Origin of the sequence: Mycobacterium sp. 852002-53434_SCH5985345, from assembly GCF_001667155.1 — a bacterium.
Taxonomy (GTDB): Bacteria; Actinomycetota; Actinomycetes; order Mycobacteriales; family Mycobacteriaceae; genus Mycobacterium.
The window spans coordinates 65,689-81,580 of the sequence record NZ_LZIE01000063.1; the positions used below are offsets into that span (position 1 = coordinate 65,689).

Below are 15,892 nucleotides of genomic sequence, written 5' to 3' on the forward strand. Positions count from 1 at the left end.
CGCGTCGCGTCCTAGCTGGTGGCGAGGTCCGGCCGAAATTCGGCGTCCCGATTCTTGCGGCTGCCGATACAGTTGGTCCTGATGAGCCGACCAGCCCCGCCCGTGTTGACCGTGCGGTACGAGGGATCCGAGCGCACGTTCGCCGCAGGCAATGATGTTGCGATCGGGCGTGACCTGCGGGCCGACGTACGCGTGGCGCATCCCCTGATCTCCCGCACCCACCTCATCGTCCGATTCGACCAGGGCCGATGGATCGCCGTCGACAACGGCAGCCTGAACGGGCTGTTCGTCAACCATCATCGCGTGCCCATGGTCGACATCCAGGACGGCACGCGCGTCAACATCGGCAATCCGGACGGCCCGGCGCTTACCTTCGAGGTCGGCCGCCACCAGGGCTCGGCCGGGCGCCCCCCGCTGACGACGTCGATACCGATCGTCAACCCGGCCAGCATGGCGAACCCTCAGGTGCCCCAGACCCAGCCGCCCGGCGCGCACTGGCCCGGCCAGCCCCAGCAGTCACCGTCGGCCGCTTTCCGGCAGCCCAGCGGACCGCAGCCCGTCCACCCGCCGAGCGGATCGATGCCGAGCTACCCGTCGGCCCCCCAGCCCCGATACCCGACCGGTGGCCATCCCGCGGCACCGCCCAGCGGACCACAACAGGCACCGCACATCTACCGCTCGTCGCCGGTGAATGTTCCCCCGACCCACGCCCAGCCCCCGACGGGGCTGGAGACCGGCCGCGTCGGCGCTGATGCGTCGAACCTCGCGACATCGATGCTGAAGATCCTGCGGCCCGGCAAAGCCGCGGCGGAGTCCGCGCCTGGCGCGATCAAAATCGGCCGGGCCAACGACAACGACATCGTCATTCCCGAAGTGCTGGCGTCCCGCCACCACGCCACCCTGATTCCGACGCCACACGGCACCGAGATCCACGACAACCGCAGCATCAACGGCACCTTCGTCAACGGCGCCCGGGTCGACTCGGCGGTGCTGCACGACGGCGACGTCGTCACGATCGGCAACATCGACCTCGTCTTCGCCGGCGGCACGTTGGCCCGCCGCGACGAGAGCGCGACCGCCACCCCCACGGGCGGCCTGGACGTGCGCGGGGTGACCTGGACGATCGAGAACAACAAGACGCTGCTGGACGACATCTCGCTGGGAGCGCAGCCCGGAACGCTGACGGCCGTCATCGGCCCCTCGGGTGCGGGCAAGTCGACGTTCGCCCGGTTGGTCGCGGGATACACGCACCCGACCAGGGGCACGGTCGCGTTCGAGGGCCACAACGTGCACGCCGAGTACGCCTCGCTGCGCAGCAGGATCGGCATGGTCCCCCAGGACGACGTGGTGCACGGACAGCTGACGGTGCAGCAGGCGTTGATGTACGCCGCCGAGCTGCGGCTGCCCCCGGACACCACGAAGGACGACCGGGCTCAGGTGGTGGCCCGGGTCCTCGAGGAACTCGAGATGACCCAGCACCTGCACACCCGGGTCGACAAGCTCTCCGGCGGCCAGCGCAAGCGCGCCTCGGTCGCCCTCGAGCTGCTGACCGGGCCGTCGCTGCTGATCCTGGACGAGCCGACCTCGGGGCTGGACCCGGCGCTGGACCGCCAGGTGATGACGATGCTGCGGCAGCTGGCGGACGCCGGACGTGTCGTGCTCGTGGTCACCCACTCGCTGACGTACCTGGACGTCTGCGATCAGGTCCTACTGCTGGCGCCCGGAGGCAAGACCGCATTCTGCGGGCCGCCTGGCCAGATCGGGCCGGCCATGGGCACGACCAACTGGGCCGACATCTTCAGCTCGGTCGCGGGCGACCCGGATGGGGCGAAGGCGCGGTACCTGGCGCGCACGGGCCCGCCGCCGCCACCACCCCCGGCGCAGCAGCCCGCCGACCTGGGCGACCCGTCGCACACGAGCCTGTTCCGGCAGTTCTCCACGATCGCCAGGCGGCAGGTCCGGTTGATCTTCTCCGACCGCGGCTACTTCGTCTTCCTGGCGGTGCTGCCGTTCATCATGGGTTCGCTGTCTATGTCCGTGCCCGGCGACGTCGGGTTCGGCATCCCCAATCCCATGGGCGCCGCACCCAACGAGCCCGGGCAGATCCTGGTGTTGCTCAACGTGGGCGCGGTGTTCATGGGGACCGCGCTGACCATCCGCGACCTGATCGGTGAACGCCCGATCTTCCTGCGCGAACAGGCGGTCGGCCTGTCGACCAGTGCCTACCTGATGGCGAAGGTCTGCGTCTACACGATTTTCGCGGTCATCCAATCGGCGATCGTGACCATCATCGTGCTGCTCGGCAAGGGCGGTCCGTCTCAGGGGGCGGTGGCGCTGGGCCGGCCGGGTCTCGAGCTGTTCGTCGACGTCGCGTTGACGTGCGTGGCCTCGGCGATGCTTGGGCTGGCGCTGTCGGCCATCGCCAAGTCGAACGAACAGATCATGCCGCTCCTGGTGGTGGCGGTCATGTCGCAGCTGGTGTTCTCCGGCGGCATGATCCCGGTAACCGGGCGGCTCGGACTGGACCAGATGTCCTGGGCGACGCCGGCGCGCTGGGGGTTCGCGGCGTCGGCCTCCACCGCCGACCTGACCAAATTGGTGCCCGGTCCGCTCAGCCCGAAGGATGCCCACTGGCATCACACGCCGGGCGCATGGTGGTTCGACATCGCCATGCTGGTGGTTATCAGCGTGTTCTACCTGAGCTTCGTCCGCTGGAAGATCCGGCTCAAGGGCGGCTGAGCTCGCGCCGGGTCAGGCCCCCTTGCGGATTACCTGCTCCGCGGCCGTCCGCATGCGGTCGGACAATTCCAGGAGCGCATGCTCGCCAACGCCCAGCGGCAGGGTGTACGCCAGCTGGCGCAACTCGACGGCATAGTTGTGCATGTCTTCGCGGAGGCGGGTCTCAAGAGTGGGCATGACTTCTCCCTCAGGCTGCGGCTGGGCAGAGTGCCTGGTCAGCATCGACCGGCCGATGTAAAAAGCTTGGCAGCCCGACCGCGCATCTGCGAGAGCGCCGACGCGAATTAACGGGAGTTTGACAGCGTCTTTACAGTCGGAGCGATCAGATCGCGCCCCGCGCCGAGGGTGACGTCACGACGAAATCCCTGGCGTGATCTCACCGTGGCGATACGCTGGCGCTGCTTGGTGATAAGCCTTTCAGAAAGGCTGCAGAAAGGCAGAGGCGCCCGAATGGATTTCGAACTCGATGCCGGGCAGCGCGCCTGGCTCACCGAGATCCGCGAGTTCCTCCACGACAACGTCACCGCGGAGCTGCGGGCCGAACTCGTCGAGCACGATCTGGAGTTTCCCGACGGCGAGGTCGCCCGGTTCCGTCGCAGGATCGGGGAGAAGGGCTGGTTCGGGCTGAATTGGCCACCCGAGTACGGCGGACTGGGCCTGGGTGCCATGCACCTGCATCTGCTCATGAGCGAGTTCGAGTACTGGGGCGTCCCCGGGCCCGACCTGACGGTCACGTCCGTGGCGCCGATGATCATGCGGCACGGCACCGAACGGAACAAATCCGAATGGCTGCCGCTGATCGCCAAGGGCGAAATGATCTGCGCCGTGGGCTATTCCGAACCCGACGCCGGCACCGACCTGGCCAGTCTGCGCACCAGTGCTGTCCGCGACGGCGACGAATGGGTGATCAACGGCACCAAGACCTGGAACAGCGGCGCACAGCGCGCCACCCACGAGTGGCTTTGCGTGCGTACCGACCCCAACGGCGTTCGGCATCGGGGCATTTCGGTCATCATCGTGCCGATCGACAGTCCCGGCGTGACGATCCGCCCCCTCTACGCGTGGTCGGGGTATCGCACCAACGAGGTGCACTTCCGCGACGTCCGGGTGCCGGTCACCAACCTGGTGGGCGAGGTCAACCGCGGCTGGACGTACATCACCGGCGCGCTGGACCTGGAACGCGGCGCGCTGACCAACGCCGGCGACCTACGCCGCGCCGTCGATGAGCTGCGCGAGCTGGCGCGAACGCCGCGCCGCGACGGCACGGTGCCCGCCGACACCCCGTCGCTGCGGCACCGGCTCGCGCAGGCGGAAGCCGACGTGGCGGTGGCCACCCTGATGGGCTATGAGGCCGCGTCGATCCTCGACAGCGGCGTCATCCCTTCTCTGGAGGTCAGCGTCGAGAAAATCTTCACCAGTGAACTGCGCCAGCGCATCGCGGTGCTCGCGCTCGACCTGCTCGGCCCGGACGGTTTGTTGGCGCACCGCAGCCAAGAGGCGCCGCTGGGCGGCAAGTTCGAGCGGCTCTATCGGGCTGCGCCCCTGATGCGTTTCGGCGGCGGCACCAATGAGGTGCTCCGCGACATCATCGCCCAGCGCGGGCACAAGATGCCCAGCTATGGGCGCTGACGCATGAAAGCGATACCCACCGCTGAGCGGCGCGAGTTCGCCTCGGCGTTGCGCGCACTGTTGGCGGCCGAGAGCCCCGTGCCGTTGGTGCGCGCGCTGAACGAACCGGACGCGGACCGTCGCACCCCGGCGCTGTGGAAGGCGCTGACCGACGCGGGCATCCTAGGGCTGGCCATCGCCGAGGAATACGGTGGCTCCGGCGGCTCGCTCGACGATCTCGCCGTCTTCTACACCGAGGCGGGGCGCGCGCTATGCCCGACGACGATTCACAGCAGCATTCAAGCCGCGCTCGCGGTCGACCAGCTCGGCTCCCCGAATGCCAAGGGCACCTGGCTGCCGCCGCTGGCCCGCGGCACCGTTCGCGGCACCACGGCGCTGTGCAGCGCACGCGACGCCGCCGTGGTGTCGGCGGCACTCCGCGCCGACCCGGTGTCGGGGCAATGGCGGCTGAACGGTATCGCGGACTACGTCGCCGACGCCGACGTCGCCGACATCATCGTGATTTCGGCTGCGGCGCAAGAACATACGTTCGCTTTCGTCGTCGAGACCAAGGCAACCGGGGTGGCCACGGAACCGCTCGCGATGGCCGGCGGGAACCGGGCGTTCACCGTGCGCTTCGACGACGTTGTGGTCCCCGCCGACGCGCTGCTCGGTGACGTCTCCGCCTTGCAATTGCGCCGAGTGGCCAATTCGGCGGTGGCATTGGGATCGCTGGACCTGGTGGGAGTCGGGCAGGCGGTCCTCGACCGCACCGTCGACTACACCACGCTGCGTCACCAATTCGGCCGGCCCATCGCGTCGTTCCAGGCCGCCCAGCACCTGGTCGCCGACATGCACATCGCCGTGGCGGCGGCGCGGCTGGCCGCCCACGCGGCGGTCTTCTGGATCGCACGCGGCCGCACGGCGACCCGGGAAACCGCCATCGCGCGGATGCACGCGGCCGGCGCGGCCAGGCTGGTCACGCTAAATGCCCACCAATTGCACGGCGGCATGGGGTATGTCACCGAAACCGACCTGCATTTGTGGACGGAGCGGGCACGGCTGGGCTCGACGTGGGGTGGCGGGGCGGACGTAGCCGCATCGTGGCTGGAGGAGACGCTGGACTCGGAGGAGCCTGGATGAGCTCGAATGAACATGACAGCTTGATCGATGCCGAATCCGCGTCGCGCGTCGGCACCGTCGCCGCCACGGCGACAGGCGAAATGAACCGGCGCGACTGGCAACGCTGGGCGGCGGCGATCGGTGACCACAACCCGTTGTGGTTCGACCCGGACTACGCCAGGGCCAGCGGCTTTCGTGACATCATCTGCCCTCCGCTTTACCTGCAGTACGCGGTGCTCGGTGTTACGCACCTCGAGGCACTGCGGCCCGACGGTTCCTCCGGCGCGATCTCGGGCAGCCTCGCGTTCCCGCGCGCGCCGAAGCGGATGGCCGGCGGCGAGAGTTTCACCTTCCACCTGCCGGCCTATCACCGCGACGACATCGAAATGGTGCGCAGCGTCGAGTCCATCGTCGAAAAGCAGGGCCGCTCCGGCAGATTCGTGTTGGTCACCTGGCGCACGGTGTACCGCAACCAGCACCGAGAGCTGCTCGCCGAAGCATCGACTTCGATGATCGCCCGTCCCTAGGAGCGTCATGGCCGACCAAGTCTTTTATGAGGACGTCGAGGTGGGTGACGCGATGCCCGACCTCACCGTCACCGTCGACGAGACGCAGTTGTTCTTTTTCAGCGCCGCCACCTACAACGGCCACCGCATCCATTACGACAAGGACTGGGCGCGCACGGTCGAGGGCTACGACGACGTGCTGGTGCACGGCCCGCTGCAGGCCGCGCTGCTCGGCCGGGCCATCGGGGACTGGATCGGCGCCCGTGGCCGGCTGGTGTCCTTCTCCGTCCAGAACCGCGCGGTCGCCCACCCCGGCCAGCCGTTGAGCTTCGGCGGCACGGTCACCGGCAAACGCCTCTCCGACCGGGGCGCCGGGCTGGTGGACCTCGACATCGCCGGCCGCCGCGAGGCGACGGTGCTGATGCCCGGCACGGCGACGATCGAACTACCCCGCCGCCGAACGCCTCGGGGAGCCGATCGGTGACCGGCCTGCGGGGTGAGGCCGCGATCGTCGGCATCGCCGAGTTGCCGGCGCAGCGGCGTCCCACCCGCCCGCCGCTGTTCACCCTCGACCAGTACGCGCTGCTGGCCAAGATGGTGATCGAGGACGCCGGCGTCGATGCCGCGTGCGTCAACGGCCTGCTGACCCACGGCATCGCCGAGTCGGCGATGTTCGCACCTGCCACCCTGTGCGAATACCTCGGCCTGCCACTCGATTTCGGTGAGCGCGTCGACCTGGGCGGCGCCACGGCGGCGGGCATGATCTGGCGGGCCGCGGCCGCCGTGGAGCTCGGCATCTGCGACGCGGCCCTCGCCGTGGTTCCGGGATCGGCTTCGCAGCCGCAGTCCGAGAAGCGGCCACCGCCGGCCGCCAATTGGTTTGGGGCGTCGTCGAACAACTATGGGTCGCCGCAAGCGGAATTCGAGATCCCATATGGCAACGTCGGCCAGAACGCACCCTACGCGCAGATCGCGCAGCGCTATGCGGCCGAGTTCGGCTACGACCCTGCCGCGGTGGCCAAGATCGCCGTCGACCAGCGCACCAACGCGTGCGCCCATCCGGGCGCGGTCTTCCACGGGACCCCGATCACGGTCGACGACGTTCTCGCCAGCCCGATGATCGCCGACCCCATCCACATGCTGGAGACCGTGATGCGGGTGCACGGGGGAGCGGGCGTGCTGATCGCCAACGCCGACATCGCCCGGCGCGGCCGCCACCGCCCGGTGTGGATCAAGGGCTTTGGCGAACACATCGCCTTCAAGACCCCGACGTACGCCGAGGACTTGCTGCGCACCCCGATCGCCCGCGCCGCCGACCGGGCGTTCGCGATGGCCGGCCTGAACCGGTCCGAGGTGGACATGGCGTCGATCTACGACTGCTACACCATCACCGTGCTGATGAGCCTCGAGGACGCCGGGTTCTGCGGGAAGGGCGAGGGGATGTCCTGGATCGCCGGCCACGACCTGACCTACCGCGGTGACTTTCCACTCAACACCGCCGGCGGCCAACTGTCCTTCGGCCAGGCCGGCATGGCCGGCGGCATGCACCACGTCGTCGACGGTGCCCGGCAGGTGATGGGCCGGGCCGGCGATGCGCAGGTGCGCGACTGCCACACCGCTTTCGTCACCGGCAACGGCGGCATCATGAGCGAGCAGGTCGCGCTGCTGATGCGGGGGGACTAGCGGTGAGCATCCCGGTTCCCGAGCCGACGCCGGTGTCGCGGCCCTTCTGGGACGCCCTGGCCCAGCACCGCATCCTGGTGCAGTACTCACCCTCGCTGGGGCGCTACGTGTTCTACCCGCGCACCCTTGCACCGGGAACATTGGCCGACGATCTGGAATGGCGCGAAATCGACGGCGCGGGAACGCTGTACACGTTCACGATCGCCCGCAGGCCCACCGGCCCGCCCTGGGCCGGCTCGCTACCGCAGCTGCCGGCCGTCGTGCAGTGGGACGCGGGACCGAAATTTAGCACCGAGCTGGTGGACGTCGACCCTGGCGACGTCGGAATCGGCATGCGGGTCGAGCCGGTATTCTACGATCTGCCCGAAGACGGAATCACCCTATTGAAGTACCGGCCGGCGTGACCGACTCAACGAGGAGTTCGGGAGGTGTACATGGACGATCCGTTTGACGGCGTCCAGGCGATGCTGCGCGAGTTGGACGCGGGATTCCCGCGCGTCGAGGCCATGACCGCCGCGCAGGCCCGCGCCGCCGTCGCCCAGCGGCGCCAGCCCGTCGACAACATCGACGACGTCCACCGCACCGAAGACCGGTCGATCCCGGGGCCCGGCGGCACCATCCCCGCGCGGGTCTATTACCCGCACGGCGAGCCGCAGGACGACCGCGCCGCGGTCGTGTTCTGCCACGGTGGCGGATTCGTGTTGTGCGACATCGACTCCCACGATGGCTTCTGCCGCGCCCTGGCCCGCGGCACCCAGGCCGTCGTCGTATCGGTCGGCTACCGTCTCGCGCCCGAACACCCGGCCCCCGCGGCCGCCATGGACGCCTTTGCGGCGTTCTCCTGGGTTGTCGGCCACGCGTCCGAACTCGGCATCGACCCGGCGCGGACCGCCATCGCCGGCGACAGCGCCGGCGGCAACCTCGCCGCGGTCACCGCCATCCTGTGCCGTGAACGTGCCGTCGCCGGGCCGGCCGCGCAGCTCCTGATCTATCCGGCCATCGATCCGTCTTTTGACACCGAAAGCTATCAACGCTGCGCCACCGGCCACTTCCTCACCAGCGCTGCCATGCAGTGGTATTGGCGGCAATATCTCGGCGCCCAAACGCTTCCGGAGCAGGCCCACCTGGTGGCACCGGCGCGCGCGGGGTCGCACGCCGACCTGCCGCCCGCGGTGATCGTCACCGCCGGCCTCGATCCGTTGCACAGCGAGGGTTGCGGCTATGCGCGCCGGTTGCGCGAGGCGGGCGTGCGCGTGGTGCACCGCGACTTTCCGGACCTGTTCCACGGCTTCCTGACCATTCCGTCGTTTCCACCGGCGGCCTCGGCGCGTGACCTGATCTGTTCCGACCTGCGGGAGTTACTGCAGCCCACCCTCTGCGAGTCGGCATGACGCAAGCCGACGTGATCGTCATCGGCGCGGGGTTCGCCGGGCTCTACGCCGTGCACCGGGCGGCGGCGGCGGGCCTGTCGGTGCTCGGCCTCGAGGCGGCGCCCGACGTGGGCGGCACGTGGTACTGGAACCGGTACCCGGGCGCCCGGTGCGACGTCGAAAGTGTCGACTACTCCTACTCATTCGACGAGGAACTGCAGCAGAGCTGGACGTGGACCGAACGCTTCGCCGCCCAGCCGGAAATCCTGGCCTACCTGCGCCACGTCGCCGACCGGTTCGATCTGCGCCGCCACTACCGATTCGGCGTCGACGTCGACGGCGCCGCGTTCGAGCAAGGCCAATGGCGGGTCCGTGCGCGCGATGGTCAGGCCTACGCCGCGCAGTTCCTGATCTGCGCGACGGGCTGCCTGTCGGCGGTCAACCGCCCTGACATTCCTGGGGTCGACGATTTCGCGGGCGAGGTGTACTTCACCGCCGCGTGGCCGCGCGAAGATCCCGACTTCCGCGGCAAGCGCGTCGGCCTGATCGGCACGGGATCGTCTGGCATCCAAGCGGTTCCGATCGTCGCCGCGCAGGCGGATCGGCTGGTGGTATTCCAGCGGTCCGCGAACTACAGCATCCCGATGCCCAACCGCCCCTGGACGCCGGAGGAGCAGCAACAGATCCGGGAGCAGTATCCCGAGCGCCGCCGCGCCTCGGCCTATGCGGCCGCGGGCACCCCGCACGGCACGTACCACAAGAACGCGGTCGACACCGAACCGCAGGAACGCGCCGAGGCACTGTGGCGGCGCTGGCGCGAGGGTGGGGTGCTGTTCGCGAAGACGTTCCCCGATCAGAACTCCGACCTCGCCGCCAACCACATCGCCCGGGAGTTCGCCGAAGAGCGGATCCGCGAAATCGTCGCGGATCCGGTCGTGGCCACCGACCTCATACCCGTCGACCACCCGATAGGGACGAAGCGAATCTGCACCGACGGCGGTTATTACGCCGCGTTCAACCGCGACAACGTGTCGCTGGTGAACCTGCGCCGCGAGCCGATCGAGGCGGTCACCGCCGGCGGCGTGCGAACCAGCGCGGCGACCTATCCCTGCGACGTGCTGATCTTCGCCACCGGCTTCGACGCGCTGACCGGCGCGCTGACCCGCATCGACCCGGAGGGGCCCGGGGGAGTGCGACTGCGCGACGTCTGGGCCGACGGCCCCCTGACCTTCCTCGGGCTGATGGTGCCCGGCCTGCCGAACCTGTTCACCATCAGCGGCCCCGGCAGCCCGTCGGTGCTCGCCAACATGGTGCTGCACGCCGAGGTGCAGGTCGACTGGGTCATCGAGCTGGTGTTGACCGCCCGCCGCCTCGGGGTGACGGAGGTGGAGCCGCGCCGCGACGCCGCCGAGGCCTGGACCGACCACGTCGCGCAGGCGGCCGAGCGGACACTCTTCCCGAAAGCGGCCTCGTCGTGGTACCTGGGCGCCAATATCGAAGGCAAGAAACGGATTTTCATGCCGTACGCCGGTGGGTTCGGCACCTATCGTCAGCACTGCGACGATGTGGCGCGTCGCCACTACGCCGGGCTGGTGCTGACCACCCGATGATCGAGACGGTTCAGCAGCTGCTGCGGCAACGCCGTGACGACGACGCCCCGGCCCTCGCCTCCGGCGAGCGCACCTGGACGTGGCGCGAACACCTCGCCGAGGCGGAGGCGGAGGCCGCCGCGCTGATCGGGATCGCCGACCCGGCGCGTCCGCTGCACGTCGGGGCCCTGCTGCCCAACTCCCCGGCGATGCTGCGCGCCATGGCCGCCGCCGCGCTGGGCGGCTATGTGCTGTGCGGGATCAACACCACGCGGCGCGGGGCCGGGCTGCTGGCCGACATCCGGCGGTCCGACTGCCAGCTGCTACTCGTCGACCCGGAACACCGCGAACTGTTGGATCACCTGGACCTCAACGGGATTCAGGTGCTGGACGTGACGGGTCGGCGCTACGCCGAACTGGTGGCCGCCGCGCCGCCCCTGGTTCCGCACCGCGAGGTCACCGGCGGGGACACGCTGATGATGATCTTCACCTCGGGGACCAGTGGTGATCCGAAGGTCGTCCGGCTCGCCCACGCGATGGCGGTCATGTGCGGTGCCAGCCTGATCTTCCAGTACGACGTCACCGCCGACGATGTCTGCTACCTGTCGATGCCGCTCTTTCACTCCAACGGCATTGCCGCCGGATGGGCGGTCGCGATCGGTGCCGGCGCCACCATGGTCCCGGCCCGGTTCTCGCCGTCACGCTTCCTCGACGACGTGCGCCGCCACCGCGTGACGTACCTCAACTACGTCGGCAAGCCCCTCGCATTGATCCTGTCCACTCCCGAGCGGCCGGACGACGCCGACAACACGCTGCGGGTGGCTTTCGGCAACGAGGCGACCGACCGCGACATCGCCGAATTCGCAAGGCGTTTCGGTTGCCGCGTGGTGGACAGCTTCGGTTCCAGCGAGTTCGCGGTGATCGTCGTCCGCGAGGACGGCACCCCGCCCGGATCGATCGGCAAACCATACGCGGGAGTCGGCATCTACAACCCGTCGACGCTCACCGAGTGCGCCGTCGCGGAATTCGACGAACACGGGGCGCTGACGAACTTCGACGACGCGGTCGGCGAGCTCGTGAACACCCAGGGCGCGGGCCCGTTCGTCGGCTACTACAACGATCCGGCCGCCACCGCGCAGCGGATGCGGCACGGCATGTACTGGTCGGGCGATCTGGCCTACCGCGACTCCGACGGCTGGATCTACCTGGCCGGCCGCACCGCGGATTGGATGCGGGTGGACGGCGAGAACCTGGCGGCGGGGCCGATCGAGCGGATCCTGGAACGCCTGCCGGAGGTGAGCCAGGTCGCGGTCTACGCGGTGCCCGACGAGCGGGTCGGCGACCAGGTGATGGCCGCCCTGGTATTGCGAGACGGGGCGCGGCTGGGGCCCGACGACTTCGCGAGCTTCCTCGCCGCGCAACCGGACCTGTCGCCCAAGGCCTGGCCGCGGTATGTGCGCATCAATGCCGAGCTGCCGACGACGGCGACCAACAAGATCCTCAAGCGCGCGCTGACGGCCGCCGGCGTCAGCGCCGAGGGTGGCGTGTTGTGGACCCGGCCGGCCCGCGGGACGGCCTACCGTCAGCTGACGGCTTCGTCGGCCTGAGCCGATTCGGCAACCTCCTGCGGCGCTTCCCCGAACCGCGCCAGCACGAGTGTCGCCGACACCGCCACCACAAAGCCCGCGATGACCAGCCAGCCAAGCCCGTCGCGTGCGCTGTCGCCCAGCCACACCACTCCGACGAACGCGGGCGCGATGGTTTCACCGACGACCATCCCGGCGACGGCCGTGGTCACGGACCCACGGTGCAGGGCGGAGGTCAGCAGCAGGAAACCCGCGGCCCCGCCGGCGGCCGCCGCGTACAGCGCCGGATTGGTGTAGAAGGCGCGTTTGGTCGGATCGATCACCTCGATCAACCGCACGCCGACCTCGATGACCCCGAAGCCCGTCCCCGCCGCCAGCCCCAGCGCCAGCGCGCGCGGCCGGTCGGGGAGTCGGCCCGTCACCGCACCGGCGATGAATATCGCGGCCACCACGCCCAGCAGAGCCCACCCGAGACCGGCCGGGGCGTGCCGGAAGTGCCCGGGCCCGGCCGCGAGCGCGAGGATCACCAGGCTCGCGCAGACCACACCCACCGCGGTCCATTCGGACGGAGACAGCCGCGCCGACAGCAGCCAGGCGGATGCGATGCCGGTGACGGCGATCGAGGCGGCCAACGCCGCGGCGACCACGTAGATCGGCACCAGGCGCAGCGCCGCCACTTGAAGGAGGAAGCCGACGCCGTCCAGGCCGACGCCGACGAGGTACCGCCACTGCCGGGCGGCGCGCATCAACAGCACGGTATCCACGCCCGAGCCGCTGCCCGCTTCCACCGATCGCGTCGCCGCCGCCTGCAGCACCGACGCGGTGCCGTAACAAACCGAGCAACCCAACGCGAGGAGGAAGCCGATCAGCACACCTCGAACAATAGGCGTCGGCGCGGAGCGGCGCGGGCGAGCGGCCGGCTGAGAATTCTCTGAACAAATGTTTGGGCAGGGTGCCCTCCGGGCACGTCTCACCTACGCATGGCGTCAACTCCACCCAGGTCCCGATCGCGAGTAGTGAACAGCCATGCGTAATTTCTATGGCCGTTGAGTGTCTGTTGAACAATGCACCACAAGGCAATTCAAAACGGACGTTTAAAGTGAGTGTACAACTGTGTACTCTGACGGCATGGCTGAACGAGGCGCCCAGCCCCAGGTCCCACGGGGACGACGGTTGTTCCTGCGCGCGGTACGGCGCTTGTTCAGCCCGCTGCAGCCGGACGACTACCTCGAGATGATCAACCCGCTGTGGACCACCAAGGAGCTGCGCGGGAAGGTCGAAGCCATCGAGCAGCAGGGCTCGGAAGCGGCCAGCGTTCTGATCCGCCCCGGATACGAATGGCCGGGCCACAAGCCCGGTCAATATGTGCGCCTCGGCGTGGTCATCGACGGCGTCTACCACTGGCGCGCGTACTCGCTGACGTCGGATCCCACACCCGAAGACGGACTCATCAGCGTCACGCCCAAGAGGGTCGACGGCGGCGCCGTGTCGCCGTATCTCGTCCACAAAATTCAGCCCGGCGATCTGGTGCGGCTCGGCGAGATCGAGGGCGTCTTCACCCTGCCCGAGCCCGTGCCGGACAAGATGCTGTTCATCAGCGCCGGCAGCGGCATCACGCCGATCATCAGCATGCTGCGCAGCCTCGATAGCCGCGACGAGATGGGCGACGTGCTGGTCATTCACTCCGCGCGCACCCGCGAGCAGGTCATGTTCGCCGAGGCGCTCGAAGAGCTCGCCGGCCGCCACGACGGGATGCGGCTGGACCTGCGCCTCACCTCCGAACAGGGGCGACTGACACCCGAGGACCTCGATGAGGTGTGCCCCGACTGGCGCGAGCGCGAGGCGTTCTGTTCGGGACCCGGCGAGATGCTCGACGCCCTGATCGAGCACTGGGAAGAAAACGGGGATCGCGAACGCCTGCACTTCGAGCGGTTCCAACCGAAGATTGGCGGCGACGCCAACGCCGGCGAGGGGGGCACGGTCTGCTTCCTTGACAGCGACAAGAAAGTCGAATGTGACGGCGGCACATCGATTCTCGAGGCGGGCGAGAAGGCCGGCCTCAACCTCGCATTCGGCTGCCGGATCGGCATCTGCCACACCTGTGTCGGCACGCTGAAGTCAGGCAAGCTGCGCGACCTGCGCTCGGGTGACGTGATCGAACCGACCGAACAGGACGTCCGAATCTGCATCAACACCGCCGAGGGCGACGTCGAACTCGAACTCTGATCGAAAGGAGCGGCTTGTGACAACTGCCGTGAAGAGGGCCGGGGAGAGCCCGCTGTCCCGACTGGGGGAGCAAGAACTCGAAAAGCTCGCAAAGGAATTCGACGCGATCCACGACGACGTGTTCGCCGATCTCGGCGACCGCGACCGGCGCTACATCAAGAACGTCATCTCGGCACAACGTCAGATCGTCGTGGCCGGCCGGGTGCTGTTGCTGGCATCGCGCTCGAAGACCGCGTGGCTGCTGGGCACCGCCTGCCTGTCCATGGCCAAGATCCTGGAGAACATGGAGATCGGCCACAACGTGATGCACGGCCAATGGGATTGGATGAACGATCCCGACATCCACTCGTCGGTGTGGGACTGGGACACCGCGTCGACCGCCGAGTCGTGGAAGCACTCCCACAACTACATCCATCACACCTTCACGAACATCCTCGGCAAGGACAAGGATCTCGGCTACGAGATCATGCGCATCGACCCCAACCAGAAGTGGGCTCCGCGCTATCTGGGCCAACCGATCTACAACCTGCTGCTGACGCTGCTGTTCGAGTGGGGCGTTGCCGTCCACGACATGGACATCGACGCGATACGCAAACGCGAGAAGCCGTGGTCGGAGGTGCGCAAGGACCTCAGAGGCATCGGCGTGAAGGCCCGCGCGCAGATCTACAAGGACTACCTCGGGTGGCCGGCCATCAGCGCCGGGGCCTTCGCCCTGACCCAGCTGGCGTTGCGCGGCCGGCTCGAGCAGCCGGCGCGGTCCCGCATCGGCAGGCGGATCCGTCGGGTGTCCAACAAGGGCAGGGCCGCCAAGGCGGCGAACTTCCTCGACAAGGTCGCGCCCGGCGTCGAAAGCACCTACCTGCGCACCCTGACCGCCGACGCGCTGGCCAACGTCATCCGCAACGTGTGGGCCCACGCGATCATCTTCTGCGGCCATTTCCCCGACCAGACGTACACGTTCACGCAGGACGAAGTCGAGAACGAAAGCCGCGGTGGCTGGTATGTACGCCAATTGCTGGGCGCCGCGAACATCGATGGCGGCCCGCTGTTCCACATCATCAGCGGCAATCTCGGTTATCAGGTCGAGCACCACCTCTACCCGGACATGCCGAGCAGTCGATACTCGGAAATCGCGCCGCAGGTCAAGGAAATCTGCGAGCGCTACGAGTTGCCGTACAACTCCGGCCGTTTCTCGAAGCAGTGGTGGATGGTGCACCGCAGCATATTCCGCCTGGCCTTCCCGGGCGGAAAGCCACGGCCGAAGCCGGGCCCCTACCACGGCAACGTGCATCGACCCGATCCCGATCGGCCCAGCGAGGGCACGCGGTTCCGTGAGCGTGTCCCCGCCGAACACCCGGCCGCGGGGCCCGAACACGTTTCCACGGGCGTCGAGGTGGAGCCCCCGCCGCGGGGCAAGGACTGACGCGCGGCGCTGATCCGCGAATCTGAACCATTTCCGTCGG

14 protein-coding genes are annotated in these 15,892 nt (G+C 68.7%); 12 read left to right on the top strand and 2 right to left on the bottom strand.

Going from position 1 to position 15,892, the window contains the following annotated elements; genetic code table 11:
* The first annotated feature begins 81 nt into the window (after window positions 1-81).
* Window positions 82-2,739 carry an FHA domain-containing protein gene (locus tag A5756_RS15405; protein ID WP_197505380.1) on the top strand — a complete coding sequence of 886 codons (2,658 nt, stop codon included), beginning with the start codon at window positions 82-84 and terminating at the stop codon, window positions 2,737-2,739.
* Between the two features lie 12 nt (window positions 2,740-2,751).
* Here A5756_RS15405 and A5756_RS26275 read toward each other — a convergent pair whose 3' ends face one another.
* Entirely contained in the window at window positions 2,752-2,916 is a 165-nt protein-coding gene (locus tag A5756_RS26275; protein ID WP_197505379.1) for a hypothetical protein, read from the bottom strand.
* Window positions 2,917-3,189: 273 nt separating this feature from the next.
* On the opposite strand from A5756_RS26275, the gene A5756_RS15415 reads away from it, so the two are divergent.
* The 9 genes from A5756_RS15415 to fadD1 are packed head-to-tail and all read left to right on the top strand — an operon-like array spanning window position 3,190 to window position 12,224.
* The gene (locus A5756_RS15415; RefSeq protein WP_066953732.1) at window positions 3,190-4,368 is read left to right on the top strand and encodes an acyl-CoA dehydrogenase family protein; all 1,179 of its coding nucleotides are present in this window, start codon (window positions 3,190-3,192) and stop codon (window positions 4,366-4,368) included.
* Window positions 4,369-4,371: 3 nt separating this feature from the next.
* Entirely contained in the window at window positions 4,372-5,490 is a 1,119-nt protein-coding gene (locus A5756_RS15420; RefSeq protein ID WP_066953735.1) for an acyl-CoA dehydrogenase family protein, read from the top strand.
* Window positions 5,487-5,996, top strand: a complete 510-nt coding sequence (locus tag A5756_RS15425) for a MaoC family dehydratase N-terminal domain-containing protein (RefSeq protein ID WP_066953738.1) — start codon at window positions 5,487-5,489, stop codon at window positions 5,994-5,996. Before A5756_RS15420 ends, A5756_RS15425 begins: the two co-directional genes overlap by 4 nt.
* 7 nt (window positions 5,997-6,003) lie before the next feature.
* Window positions 6,004-6,459, top strand: a complete 456-nt coding sequence (locus A5756_RS15430) for a MaoC/PaaZ C-terminal domain-containing protein (RefSeq protein ID WP_066953741.1) — start codon at window positions 6,004-6,006, stop codon at window positions 6,457-6,459.
* Window positions 6,456-7,658: a thiolase family protein gene (locus A5756_RS15435; RefSeq protein WP_066953744.1), complete on the top strand. Its 1,203-nt coding sequence runs from the start codon at window positions 6,456-6,458 to the stop codon at window positions 7,656-7,658. The genes A5756_RS15430 and A5756_RS15435 overlap by 4 nt, the downstream gene beginning before the upstream one ends.
* Window positions 7,659-7,660: 2 nt before the next feature.
* Window positions 7,661-8,062, top strand: coding sequence for a Zn-ribbon domain-containing OB-fold protein (locus A5756_RS15440; RefSeq protein WP_066953747.1), 402 nt, complete (start codon window positions 7,661-7,663; stop codon window positions 8,060-8,062).
* Window positions 8,063-8,092: 30 nt separating this feature from the next.
* On the top strand, window positions 8,093-9,049 hold the full coding sequence (locus tag A5756_RS15445; protein ID WP_066953963.1) for an alpha/beta hydrolase: 957 nt from the start codon (window positions 8,093-8,095) through the stop codon (window positions 9,047-9,049).
* Window positions 9,046-10,638, top strand: a complete 1,593-nt coding sequence (locus tag A5756_RS15450; RefSeq protein WP_066953750.1) for an NAD(P)/FAD-dependent oxidoreductase — start codon at window positions 9,046-9,048, stop codon at window positions 10,636-10,638. Before A5756_RS15445 ends, A5756_RS15450 begins: the two co-directional genes overlap by 4 nt.
* Window positions 10,635-12,224 carry a fatty-acid--CoA ligase FadD1 gene (gene fadD1, locus A5756_RS15455; RefSeq protein ID WP_066953753.1) on the top strand — a complete coding sequence of 530 codons (1,590 nt, stop codon included), beginning with the start codon at window positions 10,635-10,637 and terminating at the stop codon, window positions 12,222-12,224. Before A5756_RS15450 ends, fadD1 begins: the two co-directional genes overlap by 4 nt.
* On the opposite strand, the gene A5756_RS15460 is transcribed toward fadD1, so the two are convergent.
* On the bottom strand, window positions 12,200-13,075 hold the full coding sequence (locus A5756_RS15460; protein WP_231989152.1) for a DMT family transporter: 876 nt from the start codon (window positions 13,073-13,075) through the stop codon (window positions 12,200-12,202). The two genes, fadD1 and A5756_RS15460, sit on opposite strands and share 25 nt — an antisense overlap.
* Before the next feature lie 256 nt (window positions 13,076-13,331).
* Here A5756_RS15460 and A5756_RS15465 point away from each other — a divergent pair, with 256 nt between their 5' ends.
* Window positions 13,332-14,429, top strand: a complete 1,098-nt coding sequence (locus tag A5756_RS15465) for a ferredoxin reductase (protein WP_066953756.1) — start codon at window positions 13,332-13,334, stop codon at window positions 14,427-14,429.
* Between the two features lie 28 nt (window positions 14,430-14,457).
* On the top strand, window positions 14,458-15,852 hold the full coding sequence (locus tag A5756_RS15470; protein ID WP_369828656.1) for a fatty acid desaturase: 1,395 nt from the start codon (window positions 14,458-14,460) through the stop codon (window positions 15,850-15,852).
* The last annotated feature ends 40 nt before the right edge of the window (window positions 15,853-15,892 follow it).

Coding starts and splice junctions, on each gene's coding strand:
- A5756_RS15405 (WP_197505380.1), top strand. CDS start 82: ATGAGCCGACCAGCCCCGCCCGTGTTGACCGTGCGGTACGAGGGATCC.
- A5756_RS26275 (WP_197505379.1), bottom strand. CDS start 2,916: ATGCCCACTCTTGAGACCCGCCTCCGCGAAGACATGCACAACTATGCC.
- A5756_RS15415 (WP_066953732.1), top strand. CDS start 3,190: ATGGATTTCGAACTCGATGCCGGGCAGCGCGCCTGGCTCACCGAGATC.
- A5756_RS15420 (WP_066953735.1), top strand. CDS start 4,372: ATGAAAGCGATACCCACCGCTGAGCGGCGCGAGTTCGCCTCGGCGTTG.
- A5756_RS15425 (WP_066953738.1), top strand. CDS start 5,487: ATGAGCTCGAATGAACATGACAGCTTGATCGATGCCGAATCCGCGTCG.
- A5756_RS15430 (WP_066953741.1), top strand. CDS start 6,004: ATGGCCGACCAAGTCTTTTATGAGGACGTCGAGGTGGGTGACGCGATG.
- A5756_RS15445 (WP_066953963.1), top strand. CDS start 8,093: ATGGACGATCCGTTTGACGGCGTCCAGGCGATGCTGCGCGAGTTGGAC.
- A5756_RS15450 (WP_066953750.1), top strand. CDS start 9,046: ATGACGCAAGCCGACGTGATCGTCATCGGCGCGGGGTTCGCCGGGCTC.
- fadD1 (WP_066953753.1), top strand. CDS start 10,635: ATGATCGAGACGGTTCAGCAGCTGCTGCGGCAACGCCGTGACGACGAC.
- A5756_RS15465 (WP_066953756.1), top strand. CDS start 13,332: ATGGCTGAACGAGGCGCCCAGCCCCAGGTCCCACGGGGACGACGGTTG.